Here is a 17831-nt window from a genome sequence, read left to right on the forward strand (position 1 = left end):
TCGGCGTTTTGGGTGAAGGGGTGGGGCGAAGTCTCCCACGGTCTGTACTGGCTAGAGTCAGATGCTGGCTTTTAGTCCCACCACCCCTACAAGTCTAACCATACAAGCGGGCTTGCTCGCGATGCAGGCACCTCGGACCATCAGGTGCACCGGGTTGATACCATCGCGAGCAAGCCCGCTCCCACAGAAAAGCCCAGTCAGGCCTGCCGTTTGGGCAGTTCGACCAACACCTTCAAGCCACCCAGCTCACTCTCCTGCAACTGCAACACCCCACCCCACACCTCGACGATGTCGCGCACGATCCCGAGCCCCAAGCCATGGCCGTCAATCTGTTCATCCAAACGCGTGCCACGGCTGAACACTTGGTCGCGCTGGATGTGCGGAATCCCCGGCCCATCATCTTCGACCACCAACACGTAGCTGTGCGCCGTGTCACGAATGCTCAAGCGTATCTCGGCGTCCGCCCATTTGCAGGCGTTGTCCAGCAGATTACCCAGCAACTCCAGCAGGTCCTCGCGATCCCAAGGCAATTGCAACCCAGGCGTGACGTGGTAACTCAAGTCCAGGTGTTCACCGTGGATCATGCTCAGCGTGGCCAACAAGCCCGGCAGTTCTTTTTCACAGTCAAACAACGCACCCGGCAGCGTTTCACCCGCAAGGCGCGCACGGTTGAGTTCGCGATTCAACCGCTGCTGCACGTGATCAAGCTGTTCACGCAACAACCTGGCCAATTCCGGATGGGCCTTCAACTGTTCGTTGGAGGCCACGCTCAACAGCACGGCCAATGGCGTTTTCAAGGCGTGGCCCAAGTTGCCCAACGCGTTGCGCGAACGCTTGAGGCTGTCTTCGGTGTGGGCCAACAGATGGTTGATCTGCGCCACCAGCGGTTCCAGCTCCAGCGGCACTTGGGTGTCGAGTTGCGAGCGCTGGCCCTGTTGCAGTTGGGCGATCTGCTCGCGCGCGGTTTCGAGTGGGCGCAAGGCGCGGCGCACGGTGACCCGCTGCAAAATCAGCACCAGCAGCAACGCCGCAAGGCCCAGCACCAGACCAATCTGGCGCATCAGGCGAAAGCTTTCCCGCACCGGCGTGTAGTCCTGAGCCACGCTGATGGAAATCAATTGGCCGAAGCGCTTGTAGTCCGAACGAAGGACCAGCAGTTGCTGGCCTTCCGGCCCCAACTGCAAGTTGCCCTTTAGCCCGGCCTCGGGCAAGCGCGGCAGTTCCTGGTCCCATAACGAACGGGAGCGCCAATGCGTGTCGCTAAAGTCGATACGAAAATAGTGCCCCGAAAACGGCCGCTGGTAGGCCGGCGACAAACGATGTTCGTCCAGCTGCACGCCGTTCGGCCCGCGCACCAGCGCCACCAGCAGGTTCTCGCTGTCGTTGCGCAACCCGGCTTCCAGGTAGCGCTGCAAACCGGCCTCGAACAACCACAGACTGGTTTGCGCCAACACCACGCCGACGATCACCATCACGCTGATCAAACCGAGGCTCAAGCGCCGCTGAATGGACCTCATGCAGGGCTGGCGCCAAACCGGTAACCCTGGCCGCGCCGGGTTTCAATCACACTGCGGCCCAACTTGCGGCGCAGGTGGTTGACGTGAACTTCCAGCACATTGGAGTCGCGCTCGGTCTCGCCGTCATACAGATGCTCGGCCAAGTGGCTTTTCGAAAGGATTTGCTCCGGGTGCAACATGAAATAGCGCAGCAGGCGGAATTCGGCGGCGGTCAACTGAATCTCGTCGCCATCGCGCAACACGCACTGGCGCCCTTCATCCAGGTGCAGGCCGGCGGCTTGCAGGGTGGGCTGGTTGGCGTGGCCGTGGGAGCGGCGCAACAGGGCCTGGATGCGCAGGTGCAGTTCTTCGGGGTGGAACGGTTTGCTCAGGTAGTCATCCGCACCGGCCTTGAGCCCTTCGATACGCTCGGCCCACGAGTCGCGCGCCGTGAGTACCAGCACCGGCGTAGCCAGGCCCGCGGCGCGCCATTGCGCCAGCACCTCAAGCCCGGGCAAACCGGGCAGGCCAAGGTCAAGGATGATCAGGTCATAGGGTTCGCTGCGGCCCTGATACACGGCATCACGCCCATCGGCCAGCCAGTCGACGGCATAGCCTTGACGCTGCAGGCCAGCCAGCACTTCATCGGCCAGCGGAACGTTGTCTTCCACCAAGAGCAGGCGCATCAGTCATCTTCCTTATCTTTGAGCAACGCACCGGTGGTTGCATCCAGCTTGATCTCGCGCACCACGCCTGCAGGGGTCACCAGCTCTACTTCATAAGCGTAGTGGCCGTGTTTTTTTTCAAGCTCGGCTTCCAGCAACCGCGAGCCAGGATGCCGCGCCATGGCTTGCTGCAACAATTCCTCCAGCGGCAGGATCAGCCCCTGCTGGCGTAGCGCCAAAGCTTCATCCTGATTAAGGTCGCGGGCGGCCAGGCTTGAGCAAAAAGCCAGGAGCGCCAGCACCATCAAACCGCCGGCGCGTCGAAATACCTTCATTACGTATCCTGATGATTCTTGAGAACGTGCCCGGACAGCGCGTCCAATTCGACGTCCCACTCGATGCCATGCGCGTCTTCGAGTTCGACTTGATAGACGTACTTGCCATAGGCCTCGTCCAAGTCGGTGTCGAGCAGGGTTGAACCTGGATGCAGCGCCAGGGCTGTAGCTTCCAGCTGATCGAAGGCGACAATTGTAACAGTGCCAGGCAATTTCAGTGGTGTGTCGGGGTCCACTGCTTGGGCCAGTGCCGCCGTGGACGCGATGATACAGGCGGCGACCAGCGCTGTGAGGCGCTTCATGGTAAGTCTCCGTTTCAGGATGTTTTTCCTACGCAGGCCACCGTACTCGCTGCAACTTAACTGAAACTGAATTGCCACCATGGCAATTTCATAGAGCCATCTTTACCTATGCGTGTGCGAGTTTTCCTATAATGCCCCGCTCGCTTCAAAAGAGACCGGTATGACAGCCATTCACATCAAGTTTCCCGCCCTGACCCTCAAGGCCGGCAAACGCGCCTTTGCACGTATTCGCGAACAGGGCCTGGCGCCTGCGGATGTCGGTACCTTGCCCGGCGCGGCCGGTGGCCCCAAGGCGCTGGGCATCCAGGGTCTGGACCTCGCGCTGTTCGGCGACTGGCTGCCGCGCGCGCCACGCGAACGCGCGCTGATCGGCGCTTCCATCGGCTCCTGGCGGTTCGCCAGTGCCTGCTTGCCCGACCCGGTGCAAGGCCTGCTCGACCTCGGCCGCCTGTACAACGAACAGCGTTTCGCCAAGGGCGTGAGCATGGCTGAGGTCAGCCGCAGTTGTCAGCGCATGCTCGATGACCTGTTGGCCGGTCGCGATGCGCGGGTGTTGGACAACCCCGACTATCGCTTGAACATCCTGGTGGTCAAAAGCCACGGCCTGCTCGCCGATGACCATCGCGGGCGCCTCGGCTTGGGCTTGTCGTCAGTGATCGCCGATAACCTGCGCGGCCGCGCACGCCTGTCGCGGCACTTTGAACGGCTGATCATCCACGACCCACGCCAAGCGCCGCCGGTGCATCCGCTGACGGATTTCCCGTCGCGCTTTCTGAACCTGGAGCTCGGTAACCTGCGCCAGGCGCTGTTGGCGTCCGGCTCGATCCCGTTGGTGATGCAAGGTGTGCGCGACCTGCCCGGCGCCGGCCAAGGCACCTACCGCGACGGCGGCCTGCTGGACTATCACCTCGACCTGCCCTACCACGGCGACGACATTGTGCTGTACCCGCACTTCACTGACCGGGTTATCCCCGGCTGGTTCGACAAGGGCTTGCCGTGGCGCCGCAGCCATCCACAGGGCTTGCAGGATGTGTTATTGCTCGCACCGTCGAGGGACTACCTCGCGCGCCTGCCGCATGGCAAATTGCCGGACCGCAGCGACTTCAAGCGCTTCCTGGGTGACGATGTGAGCCGCAACAAGTACTGGCAAACCGCGATGAGCGAGAGCCAGCGGCTGGGCGATGAATTCCTGCAACTGGCCGATAACGGCGCGTTGGGCGAGCGCTTGCAAGCGCTTTAACCCAGCGGTATGCGCGGTGACGGATCAAGCTGTTAAACTTGCCGACTGCCAGACACCTGACCGAGCTGAAAACACTGTGGAAATCTTCAAAGAGTTTACCTTCGAATCCGCCCACCGCCTGCCCCACGTGCCGGAAGGCCATAAGTGCGGGCGCCTGCATGGGCATTCGTTCAAGGTGGCGATTCACCTGAGCGGCGACGTGGACCCGCATACCGGCTGGATTCGCGACTTCTCGGAGATCAAGGCGATTTTCAAGCCGCTCTATGAACGCCTCGACCACAACTACCTGAATGACATTCCTGGCCTGGAAAACCCGACCAGCGAAGTGCTGGCCAAGTGGATCTGGAATGAGCTGAAACCGCTGCTGCCGGAACTCAGCGCGATTCGCATCCATGAGACCTGCACCAGCGGCTGCATCTATCGCGGCGAATAGCCCACCTCGCTCCGATAACAACGGGGCTAAACCGGCGCCCTGAAAGCCGACCCACTCTGCCAAACCGAACGCGGTCAAAAATGTGAGAGCGGGCTTGCTCGCGATTCTGATCTGTCAGTTGAAAAATACTTATCTGACTCACCGCAATCGCGAGCAAGCCCGCTCCCACAAAAAGCGCCCTTGATCTGCTTCAACCACTCAGGTCGGCTTTCAGGCCGCCGTGCTGTTGCTTTTGATCTGAGAAGCGCCCCGTTAAGCTCCCGGCCCTTTCAAAAGTGACTCGCTGTAACAGCGAAACCGATACAAGCCATCACCCAAATACCGGATATATACCCAACCTGAAGAACACCCCAAGCCCGTTTGCTGCGCGACAGCGCTACACCAAACATGCAGTGGCGCCTCCCACAGACTGATCCAATGTGTCTCACCGCTGCACCGCTTTCGTGCCCGACCGGGCACACAGCACACCCATCACTGCGAATCTCCCCTGTTTGGCCATCCGTACGCTGCACATTGCGCCGTGCGACTGATGTGGCACGCGCGGTGCAACAGGCCTGCGTCAGTCATTCAGGGAGCAAGGCACATGACGCAGCAAGAACCGGGCAACGATTACCCCCTCAGCGAGGTGCCGATGCATGCGCGCAAGGGCCTGGCGTCCACCGCCATGGTGCTGTTGGGGTTTACGTTTTTCACCGCGACCATGTTTGCCGGCGGCAAGCTGGGGGTGGCCTTCAGTTTCACCGAGATGCTGGGCGTCGTGGCCTTGGGTAACCTGTTGCTGGGCCTGTACGCCGCAGGCTTGGGTTACATCGCCTTCAAAAGCGGCTTGAACTCGGTGTTGATGGGGCGTTTCTGCTTCGGCGAAGTCGGCAGCAAACTCAGCGACCTGATCCTCGGTTTCACCCAAATCGGCTGGTACGCCTGGGGCACCGCCACCGCAGCCGTGGTGCTGGGCAAGTATTTCGAGTTGAGCCAAAGCAGCGTGCTCGGCTTGATGGTGCTGTTCGGCATGGTGTTCTGCGCCACGGCCTACGTCGGCTATCGCGGGCTCGAAATACTCTCTTATATAGCGGTGCCGGCGATGGGTATTCTGCTGTTTCTGTCGATGTGGGTCGCCACGGTAAAATTCGGCGTTCTGGATGGCCTGCTGGCCGTGGTCCCTACCGGCGAGTTGGACTTATCCACCGCTATCACCCTGGTATTCGGCACCTTTGTCAGCGGCGCGACCCAAGCCACCAACTGGACGCGGTTTTCGCGCTCGGCCAAGGTCGCAGTCCTCGCCAGCTTGATCGGTTTTTTTATCGGCAACGGTTTGATGGTAATGATCGGCGCCTATGGCGCCATCGTCTATCAACAGCCGGATGTGGTTGAGGTGTTGCTGCTGCAGGGCTTCGCCATGGCGGCGATGGCCATGCTGCTGCTGAATATCTGGAGCACTCAGGACAACACCATTTACAACTTCGCCGTCGCGGGTTGCAATTTGCTGCGCACCCGGCGCCGCAAAACCGTAACCCTCGCCGGTGCGCTCATCGGCACGGGGTTGGCGCTGCTCGGCATGTACGACATGCTTGTGCCTTACCTGATTCTGCTGGGCACGGTGATCCCGCCGATTGGCGGGGTCATCATGGCGGACTTCTTCTACCGCTATCGCGGCCAATATCCGCGCCTTGCCGATACACGCCTGCCTGCCTTCAATTGGCCCGGGCTGAGTGCCTATGCGGTGGGTACGGTGTTGGCATTCCACTCGCCGTGGGTGGCGCCCCTGGTGGGGATTGTTGCCGCAGCGCTGAGCTACATCGCGCTGACCTCGGTATTGCGCGTGCGCTCACCGCTGGCTGACGCCTCGGCGTGAAGGGTATTGAGCGACGAACCAGGCGAGTTCAAGCCATCGCGCGAACTCGATGCAGAATCTGAAAGGCCGGTTTCACCAGAATGCTAACCTTGTGGCCGCCGCCCAGAGCCTGGCCCTGCACCGCAACAGCCCTGATCATCTGGCGACTGACTGCCTGATTGTTTTTAGCCAAGAGGAACTTGCCCATGCATATCATCAACGCCCGCCTGCGCAACCGTGAAGGCCTGCATGATTTGCACCTGGAACACGGCCGGATAGCCAGCATTACGCCACACACGGCCGCGCGCACGTTGACGCCAGACGACCTGGACGCCGCCGGCAACCTGGTGATACCGCCCTTCGTCGAGCCGCATATTCACCTCGACGCCACGCTGACCGCTGGCGAACCGCGCTGGAACATGAGCGGCACGCTGTTCGAAGGCATCGAGTGCTGGGGCGAGCGCAAAGCCACCATCACCCAGCAAGACACCAAAACGCGAGCCAAAAAAACCATCCAGGCCTTGGCCGCGCATGGCATCCAGCATGTGCGCACCCACGTCGACGTCACCGACCCCGACCTGACGGCATTAAAAGCCATGCTCGAAGTGCGTGAGGAAAGTACGCACCTGATCGATCTGCAAATCGTTGCGTTCCCGCAAGAGGGCATCGAGTCCTACCGCAATGGCCGTGAGTTGATGGAAGAAGCCATTCGCCTGGGCGCCGACGTGGTCGGCGGTATCCCGCACTTTGAATACACGCGCGACCAAGGCGTGAGTTCGGTGAAGTTCCTCATGGACCTGGCCGAGCGCAGCGGTTGCCTGGTGGACGTGCACTGCGACGAAACCGATGACCCGCACTCGCGCTTTCTCGAAGTGCTCGCCGAAGAAGCGCGCAGCCGCGACATGGGCGCACGCGTTACCGCCAGCCACACCACGGCCATGGGCTCTTACGACAATGCCTATTGCGCCAAGCTGTTTCGACTGCTGGGGCACTCGGGCATCAGCTTCGTCTCCTGCCCCACCGAAAGCATCCACTTGCAAGGCCGCTTCGACAACTTCCCGAAACGCCGAGGTGTGACCCGCGTCAACGAACTGCTCGAAGCCGGCATGAACGTGTGCTTCGGCCAGGACTCGATCGTTGACCCGTGGTACCCGTTGGGCAACGGCAACATCCTGCGGGTGCTGGAGGCCGGTTTGCACATCTGCCATATGCTCGGCTACCGCAACCTGCAAAACGCCCTGGACCTGGTCACCGACAACAGCGCCAAGGCCATGGCGCTGGGTGACCGTTACGGCCTGGAGCCCGGTCGCCCCGCCAACCTGTTGATCCTGTCGGCAAACAGCGACTACGAAGTGATCCGCAGCCAGGGCTCGGCGCTGTACTCGATCCGCCATGGCGAGGTGCTGATGAAGCGGCAACCGGCGCAAGTGGAGTTTGTGTAGGCCGTTGGGTTAAACCAGCGAATCGCCGTCCAGCGGTTGCACGCGCATAAAAATAAGGCGTGTGACCTGCGCTGGGCGCATCAACCCTGGGCAACCCCACTCGCTCGGCACGGCCTGATATGCAAGGATGTCGCCCCGGACATCGTTCTTAGAACGCAAAACCAAGGATTTTTCATGACTGCCATCCCCACTCCAGCGCCCGTGGTTCCCGGGCGGCTGGAACAAATGTCGACGCGTATCGCGTTTTTTATCGCAGGCTTCGGCATCGCCGCCTGGGCGCCGCTGGTGCCTTACGCCAAAGCGCGTGCGCAACTCAATGAGGGCACGCTGGGCCTGTTGCTGCTGTGCCTGGGCGTGGGTTCGATCATTGCGATGCCGGTGGCAGGCGCACTGGCATCCCGCTACGGCTGCCGTCGTGTATTGACGGCCGGCACGATCATGATTTGCCTGGCGCTGCCGATGCTCGCCACGGTCAGTTCGATTCCATTGCTGATCGCCGGGCTGTTTCTGTTTGGCGCGGGCTTGGGCACCGTGGATTCAACCGTCAACCTGCAAGCGGTGATTGTGGAGCGCGCCAGTGGCAAAACCATGATGTCGGGCTTCCATGGTTTATTCAGCCTGGGCGGTATTGTCGGCGCGGCCGGGGTTGCCGGGTTGCTGGGGCTGGGCCTGTCGCCGTTGCAGGCGACGCTGGTAGTCATCGTGATCATGGTGGTGGCGCTGCTCAAAGCTGGCCCTCACCTGCTGCCCTACGGCAGTGAAAGCTCAGGCCCCGCGTTTGCCGTTCCGCACGGTGTGGTCCTGTTTATCGGCTGCCTGTGTTTCATTGTATTTTTGGCGGAAGGTGCCGTGCTGGATTGGAGCGCGGTGTTCCTCAGCGCCGAGCGCGGTCTGGACGAGGCTTACGCCGGCCTTGGCTACGCCGCGTTTGCCTTGACCATGACCGCCGGGCGCCTGACCGGTGACACGATTGTCCGCCGCCTTGGCGCCACCCGCGTGATCGTGATCGGCGGCACGCTGGCCACCGCCGGCATGTTGCTCGCAACGCTGGTGCCAGCCTGGGAAACTGCGCTGCTGGGCTACGCCTTGGTGGGCGCGGGTTGCTCAAATATCGTGCCGGTGCTGTACAGCGCCGTCGGCAAGCAAACGGTCATGCCGGAACATATCGCGGTGCCGGCCATCACCACCTTGGGTTATGCCGGTATTCTCGCCGGCCCTGCGGTCATCGGCTTCATCGCGCATGGCAGCAGTTTGAGCATCGCCTTTGTGCTGGTCGCGGTCATGTTGGCCGGTGTGGCCATCAGCGGCAAAATTCTCAAGGTGTAGCACCACTGCCGTACAAGGCCGGGACGTTACCTGGCCTTGTGCGCCGCGTGCTGCTCCAGCCAGCGCGCCAGGCTTCGGTTGCACAGCCACCCGCCGTGCTTGGGGCGACCAAATAAACGCAGGGTGTTGGCACGCTCCAGGGAGCGCAATAAACCCGGGCGCTCGATGATGTTTCTTGCGGTGTAAACGCAGTGTTCGCTGTACTTCTTCCTGGGCAGCCCAGTGGTGGGCTCCAGCACCGGCCCCCCTGAAGAGTCAATGTCATCGGGGTCATTCATCACGGCTTTGAGCAGTGCGATGTCGACGTATTCAAGCGCTTCAAAAAAAACTGTGCGGTCCTTGGGTTTATCCCTCAATTGCTTGAAATAGCCTTGCAGTGCCTGCACCACCTCGGCGTTGCCCTGACCATGAAAAGGATCCTGACTGAAGGCTGCGGGGGAGCTGTTGCCCCGCAAAGCCAAGGCCGCAATATTCAGGCTGTCGCGGGTAATATAGCCGTCGGCGTCGATGATCGCGTCGTTCAGCAACGGGCGACTGAGAATTTCCCTGACCACCAAAATCATACGGTCGCGCACATTATTCCCCCCGCAGCGCTTGCGCTGCGATTTGCCGCAAAGACGATTGCGTCACGCGGCCCTCCTTGATAAACGCGTGTAGCTCGCCAAAGTTTTTCTCCAGCTCGCTCGCCAATTGGCTATCGGTAGAGTTCGGTCCTGGCGGGGTTGTGTTCGCGCGAGCAACCGGCGCGTTCTGTAAGGTCTGGTAGCGCAGCGACGACAAGGTTGCGCGCATTGCAGCGGACGCGCGCGGCGGCACTTCCCGCGGGGCAAATTGCTCAACGCAGGGCGGCTGAAAAACCGGCGGCGCTGAGGCCCGGCGAACCTCTGGCGCGCTTATGATCATTGGCTGCCCACGCGGTATTGCACCCTCAATTTTCATGCGTCATCTCCCACTTTTTCAGATCTGCGTTTGCCTGAAAGCCACCGAGGCACCCCAAATCGTCGGTCGATTCCAGAGCGGCAAGCCACCGATGTGTGGTTAGCGGGACGCAATAGTTCCGGGTAACCGCTGAAGACCAATGACAGCATGTAAAAAAAACCGAGGCGCAGCTTAGAAACAGCCTTTAGCCACGACGCAAGGCGGTCAAGCCACTCATCAGCGCTGCCCACACGCCGTTGGGGTGACGCAACGACGTTGTGTCGACGTTGCCAGCAGGCCTTTGGGCAAGCATGCCGCGGGCAAAATCATCGGCGACCGGTGCCTGGAATCTGCGCTGGCCGGCAAATGCTTTCATTCGTCGGGCTTCAGCAGCATGCGCATCCGACGCAGCCGGGGAATTGTGCAAGGCTGCGTCGCCTCGCGCCGAAGCGTCGGCTTCACGAGCAACGTTGAAACGTTCGGGACCGCCGGGGTTGGATTGAAACGAGGTTGAATTCATTTATTAGCCTCACTCGGAGTCTGAAAGCGACCGGCCTCAGCCAACCGTCGCGTATGACGTAGTGGTTCAATCGGCTTAAACAGTTCCTGACACAAAACAATCAGGTGCCGCGAACCGGCCGCAGCACCTGAGCATCATTCAGCGAGAAAGCCTGTAAAGCGCTTCCAGGCTGATGCGACCGTCATCTTTGCGACTCGCGAGATCGTCCATCTGGTCAAGCAGGTCGCTGCGAGTGAGGACCTCGCGGGACAGATGAGTCAGATGATCCTTGTCGGCGTCACCCGTCAGCGGTTGGGCTGCGAGCCTTTGCAGGCTTTTGAATCTAAGTTCGCGGCCAAACTGCCCTTTTAATGCGTCGAAATGCTCAAGCATTTCGTCGGCCAGTTGCTTGTCACTGGTGTATTTGAAGGCGTTATCGCCCTCAAGAATAATGCTCAGTTTTTGCTTGTCGATCAGGCCATCCAGCGCACCTGTCGTGGGGTCCCGGTCGATGGCATCAACCAGGTCAGGGCGCCGCAACAGCTCTTTCGCCAGGCGAATGTTCTGATTCATCACGGCATCACCGGACGGCCTTTTACTGGCCATCGCGTGAATACTGTCAACGCTGACATAGCGCGGGTTCTTGGGGTCTCTGAAGGCGTTGAAGTTCTGGAGCAACTGCTTCGCCAACTCTTCATTATTCTTCGTCGCGTACTCCAGGTCAGGCCGGCCAGGCAACGCCGAGCCTGGTTTACTGGGGTTGGGCCTTGCCGGCGGGCCACTCGAACCTGGGTGATGCGGTGGCGGGTGCCCGCCGAACCATTGCCCCAACAAGTCCTTGAGTTGCTGTAAAAACCCTTGATGCAACGCCAGGTTCGGCAATGCAGACGGGGGTTTATGCGCGCCATGGTGATGCGCCTGATGCTGGTGGTCGCCGAACACGGGCCTGGAATGAGTATGTGCCGAGTGGAAATTAACGTTCACGGTACTCTGGCTGGTGTAGGACGGCGCGGCATGCGCCGTATGACTGGCCTTGGCGTTGGCTTTGGTGTTTATTGGCGTAGCATCAGGGGTGGGTGGGGCGGATACAGGTGTATCGAGAGCCGATACCGACATAGGTGTCTCCAGTGCAAGGGTACTTGATGGTCAACCTGTCGCTCCAGCATAAAGTCGAAGTCAATCAGGTTTCCCCTTGTGTGGCACAGCCGTCGGAATAGGTTCCTGATCAGGCATCAAACAGGCATGAACGTATGTAGGAAGCCCACAAAAAACCCCGAACCTGGCGCTGCGATTTTTCTTATAAAAGCCCGGTCAGCCCAACATTTTCAGGCATGGCGCCCGCAGCAATCGCTTGGTTCCTGGCGTTATCCGGCGGTTTAAGGGTGAACTTGTGCCCTGCCCCACCAGTCAGCTAACTGAACTTGCAGATAAAAGGTGGGCAGGCAATGCATCTTTCGCTGGAGCAACAAGTAGCCATCGTCACTGGCGCCAGTTCGGGCATCGGCGCAGGTGCCGCCAAGGCACTGGCCGAAGCCGGTGCGGCAGTGGTGCTTAATTACAACTCGCAGGCGGCGCCGGCCGAAGCCCTCGCCGCGCAGATCAATGCCAACGGCGGCCGGGCGATTGCCATCGGTGGCGATGTGTCGAAAGAAGCTGACGTTGAGCGCCTGTTCGCGCAAACCCTCGACGCCTTCGGCCACCTGGACATTCTGGTAGCCAATTCCGGCATGCAGAAAGACGCCAACCTGGTCGACATGAGCCTCGACGACTGGAACACCGTGATCGGCGTCAACCTCACCGGCCAATTCCTGTGTGCTCGCGCCGCCGTGCGTATTTTCAACCGCCAGGGCGTGCGCGATGGCGTGTCACGCGCCGCCGGCAAAATCATCCACATGAGTTCGGTGCATCAACTGATTCCTTGGGCCGGGCATGCGAATTACGCGGCCTCCAAGGGCGGCGTCGAGATGTTGATGCGCACCCTCGCGCAAGAAGTCAGCGAACAGCGCATCCGCATCAACGGGATTGCGCCGGGGGCCATTCGTACGGCGATCAACCGTGCGGCCACCGAAGGCGCGGCCGAACAAGAGCTGCTCAAGTTGATCCCTTACGGCCGCGTCGGCGACGTTGAAGACGTGGCCAACGCGGTGGTCTGGCTGGCCAGCGACGCGTCTGATTACGTGGTGGGCAGCACCCTGTTTATTGATGGCGGCATGAGCCTTTATCCGGAGTTTCGTGGCAATGGTTGATTTCAACAACGAACCGCAAAGCGCCATCGATGCCCACGGCATTATTGGCGATATGCGCAGCGCGGCACTGATCAACGACAAAGGCAGCATCGACTTTTTCTGCTGGCCGGAATTCGACAGCCCGTCGGTATTTTGCTCGCTGCTGGACACACCCGAAGCCGGCGTGTTCCAACTCACGCCCGACCTGCCCAACGCCCGTCGCGAGCAAATTTACCTGCCCGACACCAATGTGCTGCAGACCCGTTGGCTGAGCGATGAAGCCGTGGTCGAAATCACCGACCTGCTGGTGATCAGCGAAGAGGTCGACGACTTACCCTTGCTGATCCGCAGGGTCCGCGTGGTCAGCGGCAAGGCGACCATTCACCTGCGCTGCGCGGTACGCCACGACTATGCGCGCGCGCCAACCCGCGCCGCCGCCGACAAAGCCGATGTGTGTTTTACCGCAGACGGGCAACCCGGCATTCGTTTGGCCGGCAGCCACCCGCTGCAAATCGAAGACAATGCCGCCGTAACCCACTTCACCCTGAACCAGGAAGAAGGCGCCGAATTTGTCCTCGGCGGCCAGGACGACCCGCGTGTCGACGGTGGCTGCACCGACCTGGCGCTGGCGCACACGTTGAAGTTCTGGCGTGGCTGGATCGCCCAATCAAATTACCGCGGGCGCTGGCGCGAAATGGTCAACCGCTCGGCCCTGGCGCTGAAGCTTTTAACCTCGCGCAAACACGGCGCGATCATCGCCGCCGCCACCTTCGGCCTGCCGGAAACACCGGGCGGCGAGCGCAACTGGGACTACCGCTACACGTGGATCCGCGATGCGTCCTTCACCGTCTACGCCTTTATGCGACTGGGCTTCACCGAAGAGGCCAATGCTTACATGCGCTGGCTCAAGGGCCGTGTGAGCGACTGCTGCGGCCAACCGACCAAAATCAACATTCTGTATGGCGTCGACGGCCGCCAGGAACTGCCGGAAACCGAGCTGGATCACTTCAGCGGCCATGGTGGTGCAAAGCCGGTACGCATCGGCAATGAAGCGTTCGACCAGATCCAGTTGGACATCTACGGCGAACTGATGGATGCGGTTTACCTGGTCAATAAATACGGTGAAGCGATCTCCCACGAGGGCTGGCAACACACGGTGGAAGTCACCGACCAAGTGTGCGAGATCTGGAATCAAAAAGATGTCGGCATTTGGGAAATGCGCGGTGAACAGCACCACTTTCTGCATTCTCGGCTGATGTGCTGGGTAGCGCTGGACCGTGCGATCCGTCTGGCTTACAAGCGCTCGCTGCCGGCGCCGTTTGCGCGCTGGGACCAGACGCGGCAGGCGATTTACGCTGACATCTGGAGCAACTTCTGGAACGAAGAACGCGGGCATTTTGTGCAGTATATCGGCAGCACTGCACTGGATGGTTCGATGCTGCTGATGCCACTGGTGCGCTTCGTCGCGGCCACCGATCCGCGCTGGCTGTCGACACTCGAAGCGATCCAGAAAAGCCTGGTGCGCGACGGCATGGTCTATCGCTACCGCAACGACGACAGCCAGATCGACGGCCTGCAAGGCACCGAAGGCGCATTTGCGGCGTGCTCGTTCTGGTACGTCGAATGCCTAGCGCGGGCGGGCCAAGTCGAAAAAGCCCACCTGGAGTTCGAACAACTGCTGCGCTACGCCAACCCGCTGGGGCTGTACGCTGAGGAGTTCGACAGCCAGGCCCGGCATTTGGGCAACACGCCACAGGCGTTGAGCCATTTGGCGCTGATCAGCGCGGCGACCTTTCTGGATCGCAAACTCAGTGGGGAGAAGACCACCTGGCAACCTTGAGATGGTGCGTGCGCACAGCCCAGGACCATAGCCCAGGCGCATAGCTGCCTACATACACTTCCAAGGCAAACAAAAAACCGGTGGCGAGCGGGCTTGCTCGCCACACAAGCCCGCTGATGCTGATGCCACAGGAATCCATCATGACCACCGCTGCCGCCCTGCTTCACGTGCGCACCTCCATGCTCGACATTGCCTGTGAAGCCCATGGCCCTGTCGACGCAGAGCCGGTGATCTTGCTGCATGGGTTCCCCTACGACCCACGCGGCTACGATGAAATTGCGCCGGTGCTGGCTGAACGTGGCTACCGGGTATTGGTGCCGTACCTGCGCGGTTACGGCCCGACGCGGTTTATTGACGGGCAGGTGATGCGCTCCGGTCAACAGGCGGCGTTGGCCAAGGATTTACTCGATTTCATGGACGCGCTGGGCATCGCGCAAGCCACCCTCGCGGGTTATGACTGGGGTGGCCGCGCCGCGTGCATTGTCGCGGCACTATGGCCGCAGCGGGTGCGCGGGTTGGTGACCGCTGATGGCTACAATATCCAGGACATCGCCACATCGCACGAGCCTCTGGCGCCGGAGCAGGAGCATCGGTTGTGGTACCAGTTCTATTTTCACACGCAGCGCGGCGTGGACGGCTTGACCGCCAATCGTCGTGAGCTGTGTGAATTATTGTGGCGGCTGTGGTCGCCGAGCTGGGCCGAGGGGCCGGGCCTGTATGCCCAGACCGCGCCGTCATTTGATAACCCGGATTTTGTCGAGGTGGTGATTCATTCGTATCGCCATCGCTTCATGTACGCGCCTGGCGACCCGCAACTGGAAACCATCGAGCAGGCGCTGGCGCTGCAACCGCCGATTTCAGTGCCGACGATTTCGCTGTGCGGCGCCGATGATGGCGTCGGCCCGGCGCCGGTGGAGGACGATGACATCGAGCACTTCAGCGGTTTTTATCGGCGCGAAGTGTTGCCCGGCGTGGGCCACAATATTCCACAGGAAGCGCCGCAGGCGACGCTTGCGGCGCTGTGCGAATTACTCGATAGAAGGTGAGCGTTACTGAGCCGCCGCAACCCGGAAACTGAAGACGCTGCCCTGCCCTTCCACGCTTTCGGCCCAAAGCGTGCCGCCGTGGGCCTCGATTATGCCGTGGGAAATATACAAGCCCAGGCCGCTGCCGGTCGGGTTGCCTTCACGCGATGTCCAGTAACGCTCGAAGATATACGGCAATTGCGCCGCGCCGATGCCGGAGCCGTTGTCACACACACGAAACAGCACTTCGTCGCCCGCCGCCAGGGCCATCACCTCGATTGCCCCGCCCAAGTGCGTGAATTTCAGCGCATTGCCGAGCAAGTTGGAAAACACCTGGAACAGCCGCTCCGGGTCGGCCTGGATGCTCAGCCCAGGTTGGCTGCTCCACGTCAGGTTGACGCCCTTGGCCGAGGCCAGCGGGTGCCACATCAAGCCGAGCTGTTCCAGGGTCGACGTCACGTCCAGCGTTTGCAAGGCGACGCGATAACGCCCAGCTTCGATGCGCGAAATGTCGATCAAGTCTTCGAGCAAGGTGTTCATGCGCGACGTGGCGGTTTGCATGGTTTCAATCGCGTTGTTCAAACGCAAGGTGGCTTTGGTGTCGTCGGCGGGCACCATCTTGCGCATCATGCCGCACTGCATCAGCAAGATAGTCAGCGGGCTGCGCAGGTCGTGCGAGACCACCGCCACCATCTCATCGCGCGCGCGCACGGCGGCATGTTCGCGCTGTACCTGACGGGCCAGGTCATGTTCAAGCGCGTTTCGGCGCAAACTGGCCACCGCCTGCAGCTCCGAGGCAGACCATTGCAGCGCCTTGCCGTCGACCTGCTGTTTCCATAGCTCAAATGACAGGCGCGGGGTCAAGGCGGTTGCTCCCACCTCACGCTGTTTGACCGGTTCGCCGCTCCACTGCACGGTGGTTTTGACCTCGGGGCGAAACCACATCACTGCATTATTGACCGGCTTGGGCAACCGGAAGGCCAACAGGCCGCTGGCGACGGTTTGATAAGCCTCGGCCGGCGAGAAGTCCGCGGACAATTGGTGGCTGTGCACCACGCCTTTGCCCTGTTGCTGAACCCACGAGTACAGGGCGTGAATGTGCTCGTCGCTCGGGCAAACGCCGAAGGTGTGCAGACGCTCCTCCACCAGAATCGCCAACCCATCGGCGCCAGTCAGGCTCAACAAGGTGTGCGCGTAAGGCAGCAGGCTCTCCATCACATCCAGCGTATCCGCCGCCATGGCGCTGACCAATGCGTCGATCATGGCGGTTTTTTCCTGCTCGTGGCGGCGCGCCTCCTTTTCCTGGAGCAGCGTGATCTGCATCGACAATAATTGACCGACACTGATACACGCCGTGCGTAACTCGTGTGGCACGCGCAAAGGCTCGCGGTGGCCGCAGGTGATCAGGCCCCAGAGTTGGTCGTCCTTAAGCAGCGAAATGCTCATCGACGAGCGTATGCCCATGTTTTTCAGGTAAACGCAGTGCACCGGCGAGACGCTGCGCAGCACTGCAAAACTGAGGTCCAAGGGCGCGCCGGTGTCTGGACGCATGGCCGGCAAGATAGGCACCGGCACGTAGGTTGCGTCGGGGATCACCCGAACCCAATTCAAGCGGTAGAGCTCACGCGCCTGCGGCGGAATATCCGAGGCCGGGAAACACAGGCCCAAGTACGGTTGCATACCCTCGCTCAGCGCTTCGCCGATGACTTTGCCGTGGCCTTCCTGCTCGAACCGGTACAGGGTGACCCGGTCGTAGCCGGTCAATGCACGTATTTCGGTCACGCAGGTCTGGTACAGCGCATCGAGGGTCTTGGCTGCCTGCAGGCGGCGCAGGGTTCGGGCGACCTGCAGCGCAGCGGTATGGCGCGGTATGACCGAGCGTTCCAGCTCCAGGAATAACAGGCCCTGATGGCGGTGCAGCACGGCATCGTAAAGGTTGCCGTTGAGCGTCACCTGATGCAGCTCGTCTTCATCGGCGTCCAGGTCTGCCAGCGCCAAGCGTATTTGGGCCAACGCATCCGCGCCGATCAGGCTGCCCAACGCCTGCCCGGACAACGCCAAAGGCCCCAGCTCAAGCTCGGCATTCAGGTTGGTGCTGGCTTGCAGCACCACCAGCGTCGGTTCGCTCAAGGTCAGCAGCAATCCGTGCGGCTGGATCGTGCCGGGGATGTGAATAGGTTCGCTCGCGCAATCGTCTCGCAGAGGATCGGCGCTGATCGCAGGCAATGGCTTCATGAGAGACGTCACGCCGGGG

17 protein-coding genes are annotated in these 17831 nt (G+C 61.0%); 8 read left to right on the plus strand and 9 right to left on the minus strand.

The annotated features are described in order from the left end of the window. Positions 1-197 precede the first annotated feature (197 nt). The 4 genes from ACOZK9_RS25080 to ACOZK9_RS25095 are packed head-to-tail and all read right to left on the minus strand — an operon-like array spanning position 198 to position 2798. Positions 198-1517, minus strand: coding sequence for a sensor histidine kinase (locus ACOZK9_RS25080; protein ID WP_152751712.1), 1320 nt, complete (start codon positions 1515-1517; stop codon positions 198-200). After that, positions 1514-2182, minus strand: coding sequence for a response regulator transcription factor (locus tag ACOZK9_RS25085; protein ID WP_058414983.1), 669 nt, complete (start codon positions 2180-2182; stop codon positions 1514-1516). Before ACOZK9_RS25085 ends, ACOZK9_RS25080 begins: the two co-directional genes overlap by 4 nt. Further along, complete coding sequence (locus ACOZK9_RS25090; protein ID WP_058414984.1) at positions 2182-2496, minus strand: PepSY domain-containing protein; 315 nt, start codon at positions 2494-2496, stop codon at positions 2182-2184. The genes ACOZK9_RS25085 and ACOZK9_RS25090 overlap by 1 nt, the downstream gene beginning before the upstream one ends. Beyond that, entirely contained in the window at positions 2496-2798 is a 303-nt protein-coding gene (locus ACOZK9_RS25095; RefSeq protein ID WP_058414988.1) for a PepSY domain-containing protein, read from the minus strand. Before ACOZK9_RS25095 ends, ACOZK9_RS25090 begins: the two co-directional genes overlap by 1 nt. Before the next feature lie 160 nt (positions 2799-2958). Between ACOZK9_RS25095 and ACOZK9_RS25100 the strand changes: the two genes are divergently transcribed. The 3 genes from ACOZK9_RS25100 to codB all read left to right on the plus strand — a co-directional run bounded on the left by ACOZK9_RS25100 (position 2959) and on the right by codB (position 6323). After that, positions 2959-4038, plus strand: a complete 1080-nt coding sequence (locus ACOZK9_RS25100) for a hypothetical protein (RefSeq protein WP_058414985.1) — start codon at positions 2959-2961, stop codon at positions 4036-4038. Between the two features lie 76 nt (positions 4039-4114). Beyond that, positions 4115-4471, plus strand: a complete 357-nt coding sequence (gene queD / locus ACOZK9_RS25105; protein WP_058414152.1) for a 6-carboxytetrahydropterin synthase QueD — start codon at positions 4115-4117, stop codon at positions 4469-4471. A gap of 583 nt (positions 4472-5054) precedes the next feature. Further along, positions 5055-6323 carry a cytosine permease gene (gene codB, locus ACOZK9_RS25110; protein WP_421556821.1) on the plus strand — a complete coding sequence of 423 codons (1269 nt, stop codon included), beginning with the start codon at positions 5055-5057 and terminating at the stop codon, positions 6321-6323. Positions 6324-6351: 28 nt separating this feature from the next. On the opposite strand, the gene ACOZK9_RS25115 is transcribed toward codB, so the two are convergent. Then, the gene (locus tag ACOZK9_RS25115; RefSeq protein WP_161936712.1) at positions 6352-6510 is read right to left on the minus strand and encodes a hypothetical protein; all 159 of its coding nucleotides are present in this window, start codon (positions 6508-6510) and stop codon (positions 6352-6354) included. On the opposite strand from ACOZK9_RS25115, the gene codA reads away from it, so the two are divergent. Then, complete coding sequence (gene codA, locus ACOZK9_RS25120) at positions 6509-7744, plus strand: cytosine deaminase (protein ID WP_058414150.1); 1236 nt, start codon at positions 6509-6511, stop codon at positions 7742-7744. The genes ACOZK9_RS25115 and codA overlap by 2 nt on opposite strands. A 174-nt stretch (positions 7745-7918) precedes the next feature. Beyond that, the gene (locus tag ACOZK9_RS25125) at positions 7919-9070 is read left to right on the plus strand and encodes an MFS transporter (protein WP_152751013.1); all 1152 of its coding nucleotides are present in this window, start codon (positions 7919-7921) and stop codon (positions 9068-9070) included. A gap of 26 nt (positions 9071-9096) precedes the next feature. Here ACOZK9_RS25125 and ACOZK9_RS25130 read toward each other — a convergent pair whose 3' ends face one another. The 3 genes from ACOZK9_RS25130 to ACOZK9_RS25140 form a co-directional block, all read right to left on the minus strand. Beyond that, the gene (locus tag ACOZK9_RS25130; RefSeq protein WP_122251346.1) at positions 9097-9645 is read right to left on the minus strand and encodes a type III secretion effector protein; all 549 of its coding nucleotides are present in this window, start codon (positions 9643-9645) and stop codon (positions 9097-9099) included. Between the two features lie 548 nt (positions 9646-10193). Further along, on the minus strand, positions 10194-10508 hold the full coding sequence (locus ACOZK9_RS25135) for a type III secretion protein (protein ID WP_241678235.1): 315 nt from the start codon (positions 10506-10508) through the stop codon (positions 10194-10196). Between the two features lie 138 nt (positions 10509-10646). After that, positions 10647-11603: a type III secretion effector protein gene (locus tag ACOZK9_RS25140; RefSeq protein ID WP_172979531.1), complete on the minus strand. Its 957-nt coding sequence runs from the start codon at positions 11601-11603 to the stop codon at positions 10647-10649. A gap of 329 nt (positions 11604-11932) precedes the next feature. Between ACOZK9_RS25140 and ACOZK9_RS25145 the strand changes: the two genes are divergently transcribed. The 3 genes from ACOZK9_RS25145 to ACOZK9_RS25155 all read left to right on the plus strand — a co-directional run bounded on the left by ACOZK9_RS25145 (position 11933) and on the right by ACOZK9_RS25155 (position 15598). Next, positions 11933-12733, plus strand: a complete 801-nt coding sequence (locus tag ACOZK9_RS25145) for a glucose 1-dehydrogenase (RefSeq protein ID WP_058414145.1) — start codon at positions 11933-11935, stop codon at positions 12731-12733. Next, the gene (locus ACOZK9_RS25150; protein ID WP_152751011.1) at positions 12726-14552 is read left to right on the plus strand and encodes a glycoside hydrolase family 15 protein; all 1827 of its coding nucleotides are present in this window, start codon (positions 12726-12728) and stop codon (positions 14550-14552) included. The genes ACOZK9_RS25145 and ACOZK9_RS25150 overlap by 8 nt, the downstream gene beginning before the upstream one ends. A gap of 140 nt (positions 14553-14692) precedes the next feature. Further along, positions 14693-15598, plus strand: coding sequence for an alpha/beta fold hydrolase (locus ACOZK9_RS25155; RefSeq protein ID WP_421556822.1), 906 nt, complete (start codon positions 14693-14695; stop codon positions 15596-15598). Between the two features lie 3 nt (positions 15599-15601). On the opposite strand, the gene ACOZK9_RS25160 is transcribed toward ACOZK9_RS25155, so the two are convergent. Then, a complete protein-coding gene (locus ACOZK9_RS25160; RefSeq protein WP_152751007.1) occupies positions 15602-17812 on the minus strand; it encodes an ATP-binding protein in 2211 nt (736 codons plus the stop codon). Positions 17813-17831: the final 19 nt, after the last annotated feature.

The organism is Pseudomonas kitaguniensis, assembly GCF_049199985.1.
Classification (GTDB): Bacteria; Pseudomonadota; Gammaproteobacteria; order Pseudomonadales; family Pseudomonadaceae; genus Aquipseudomonas; species Aquipseudomonas kitaguniensis.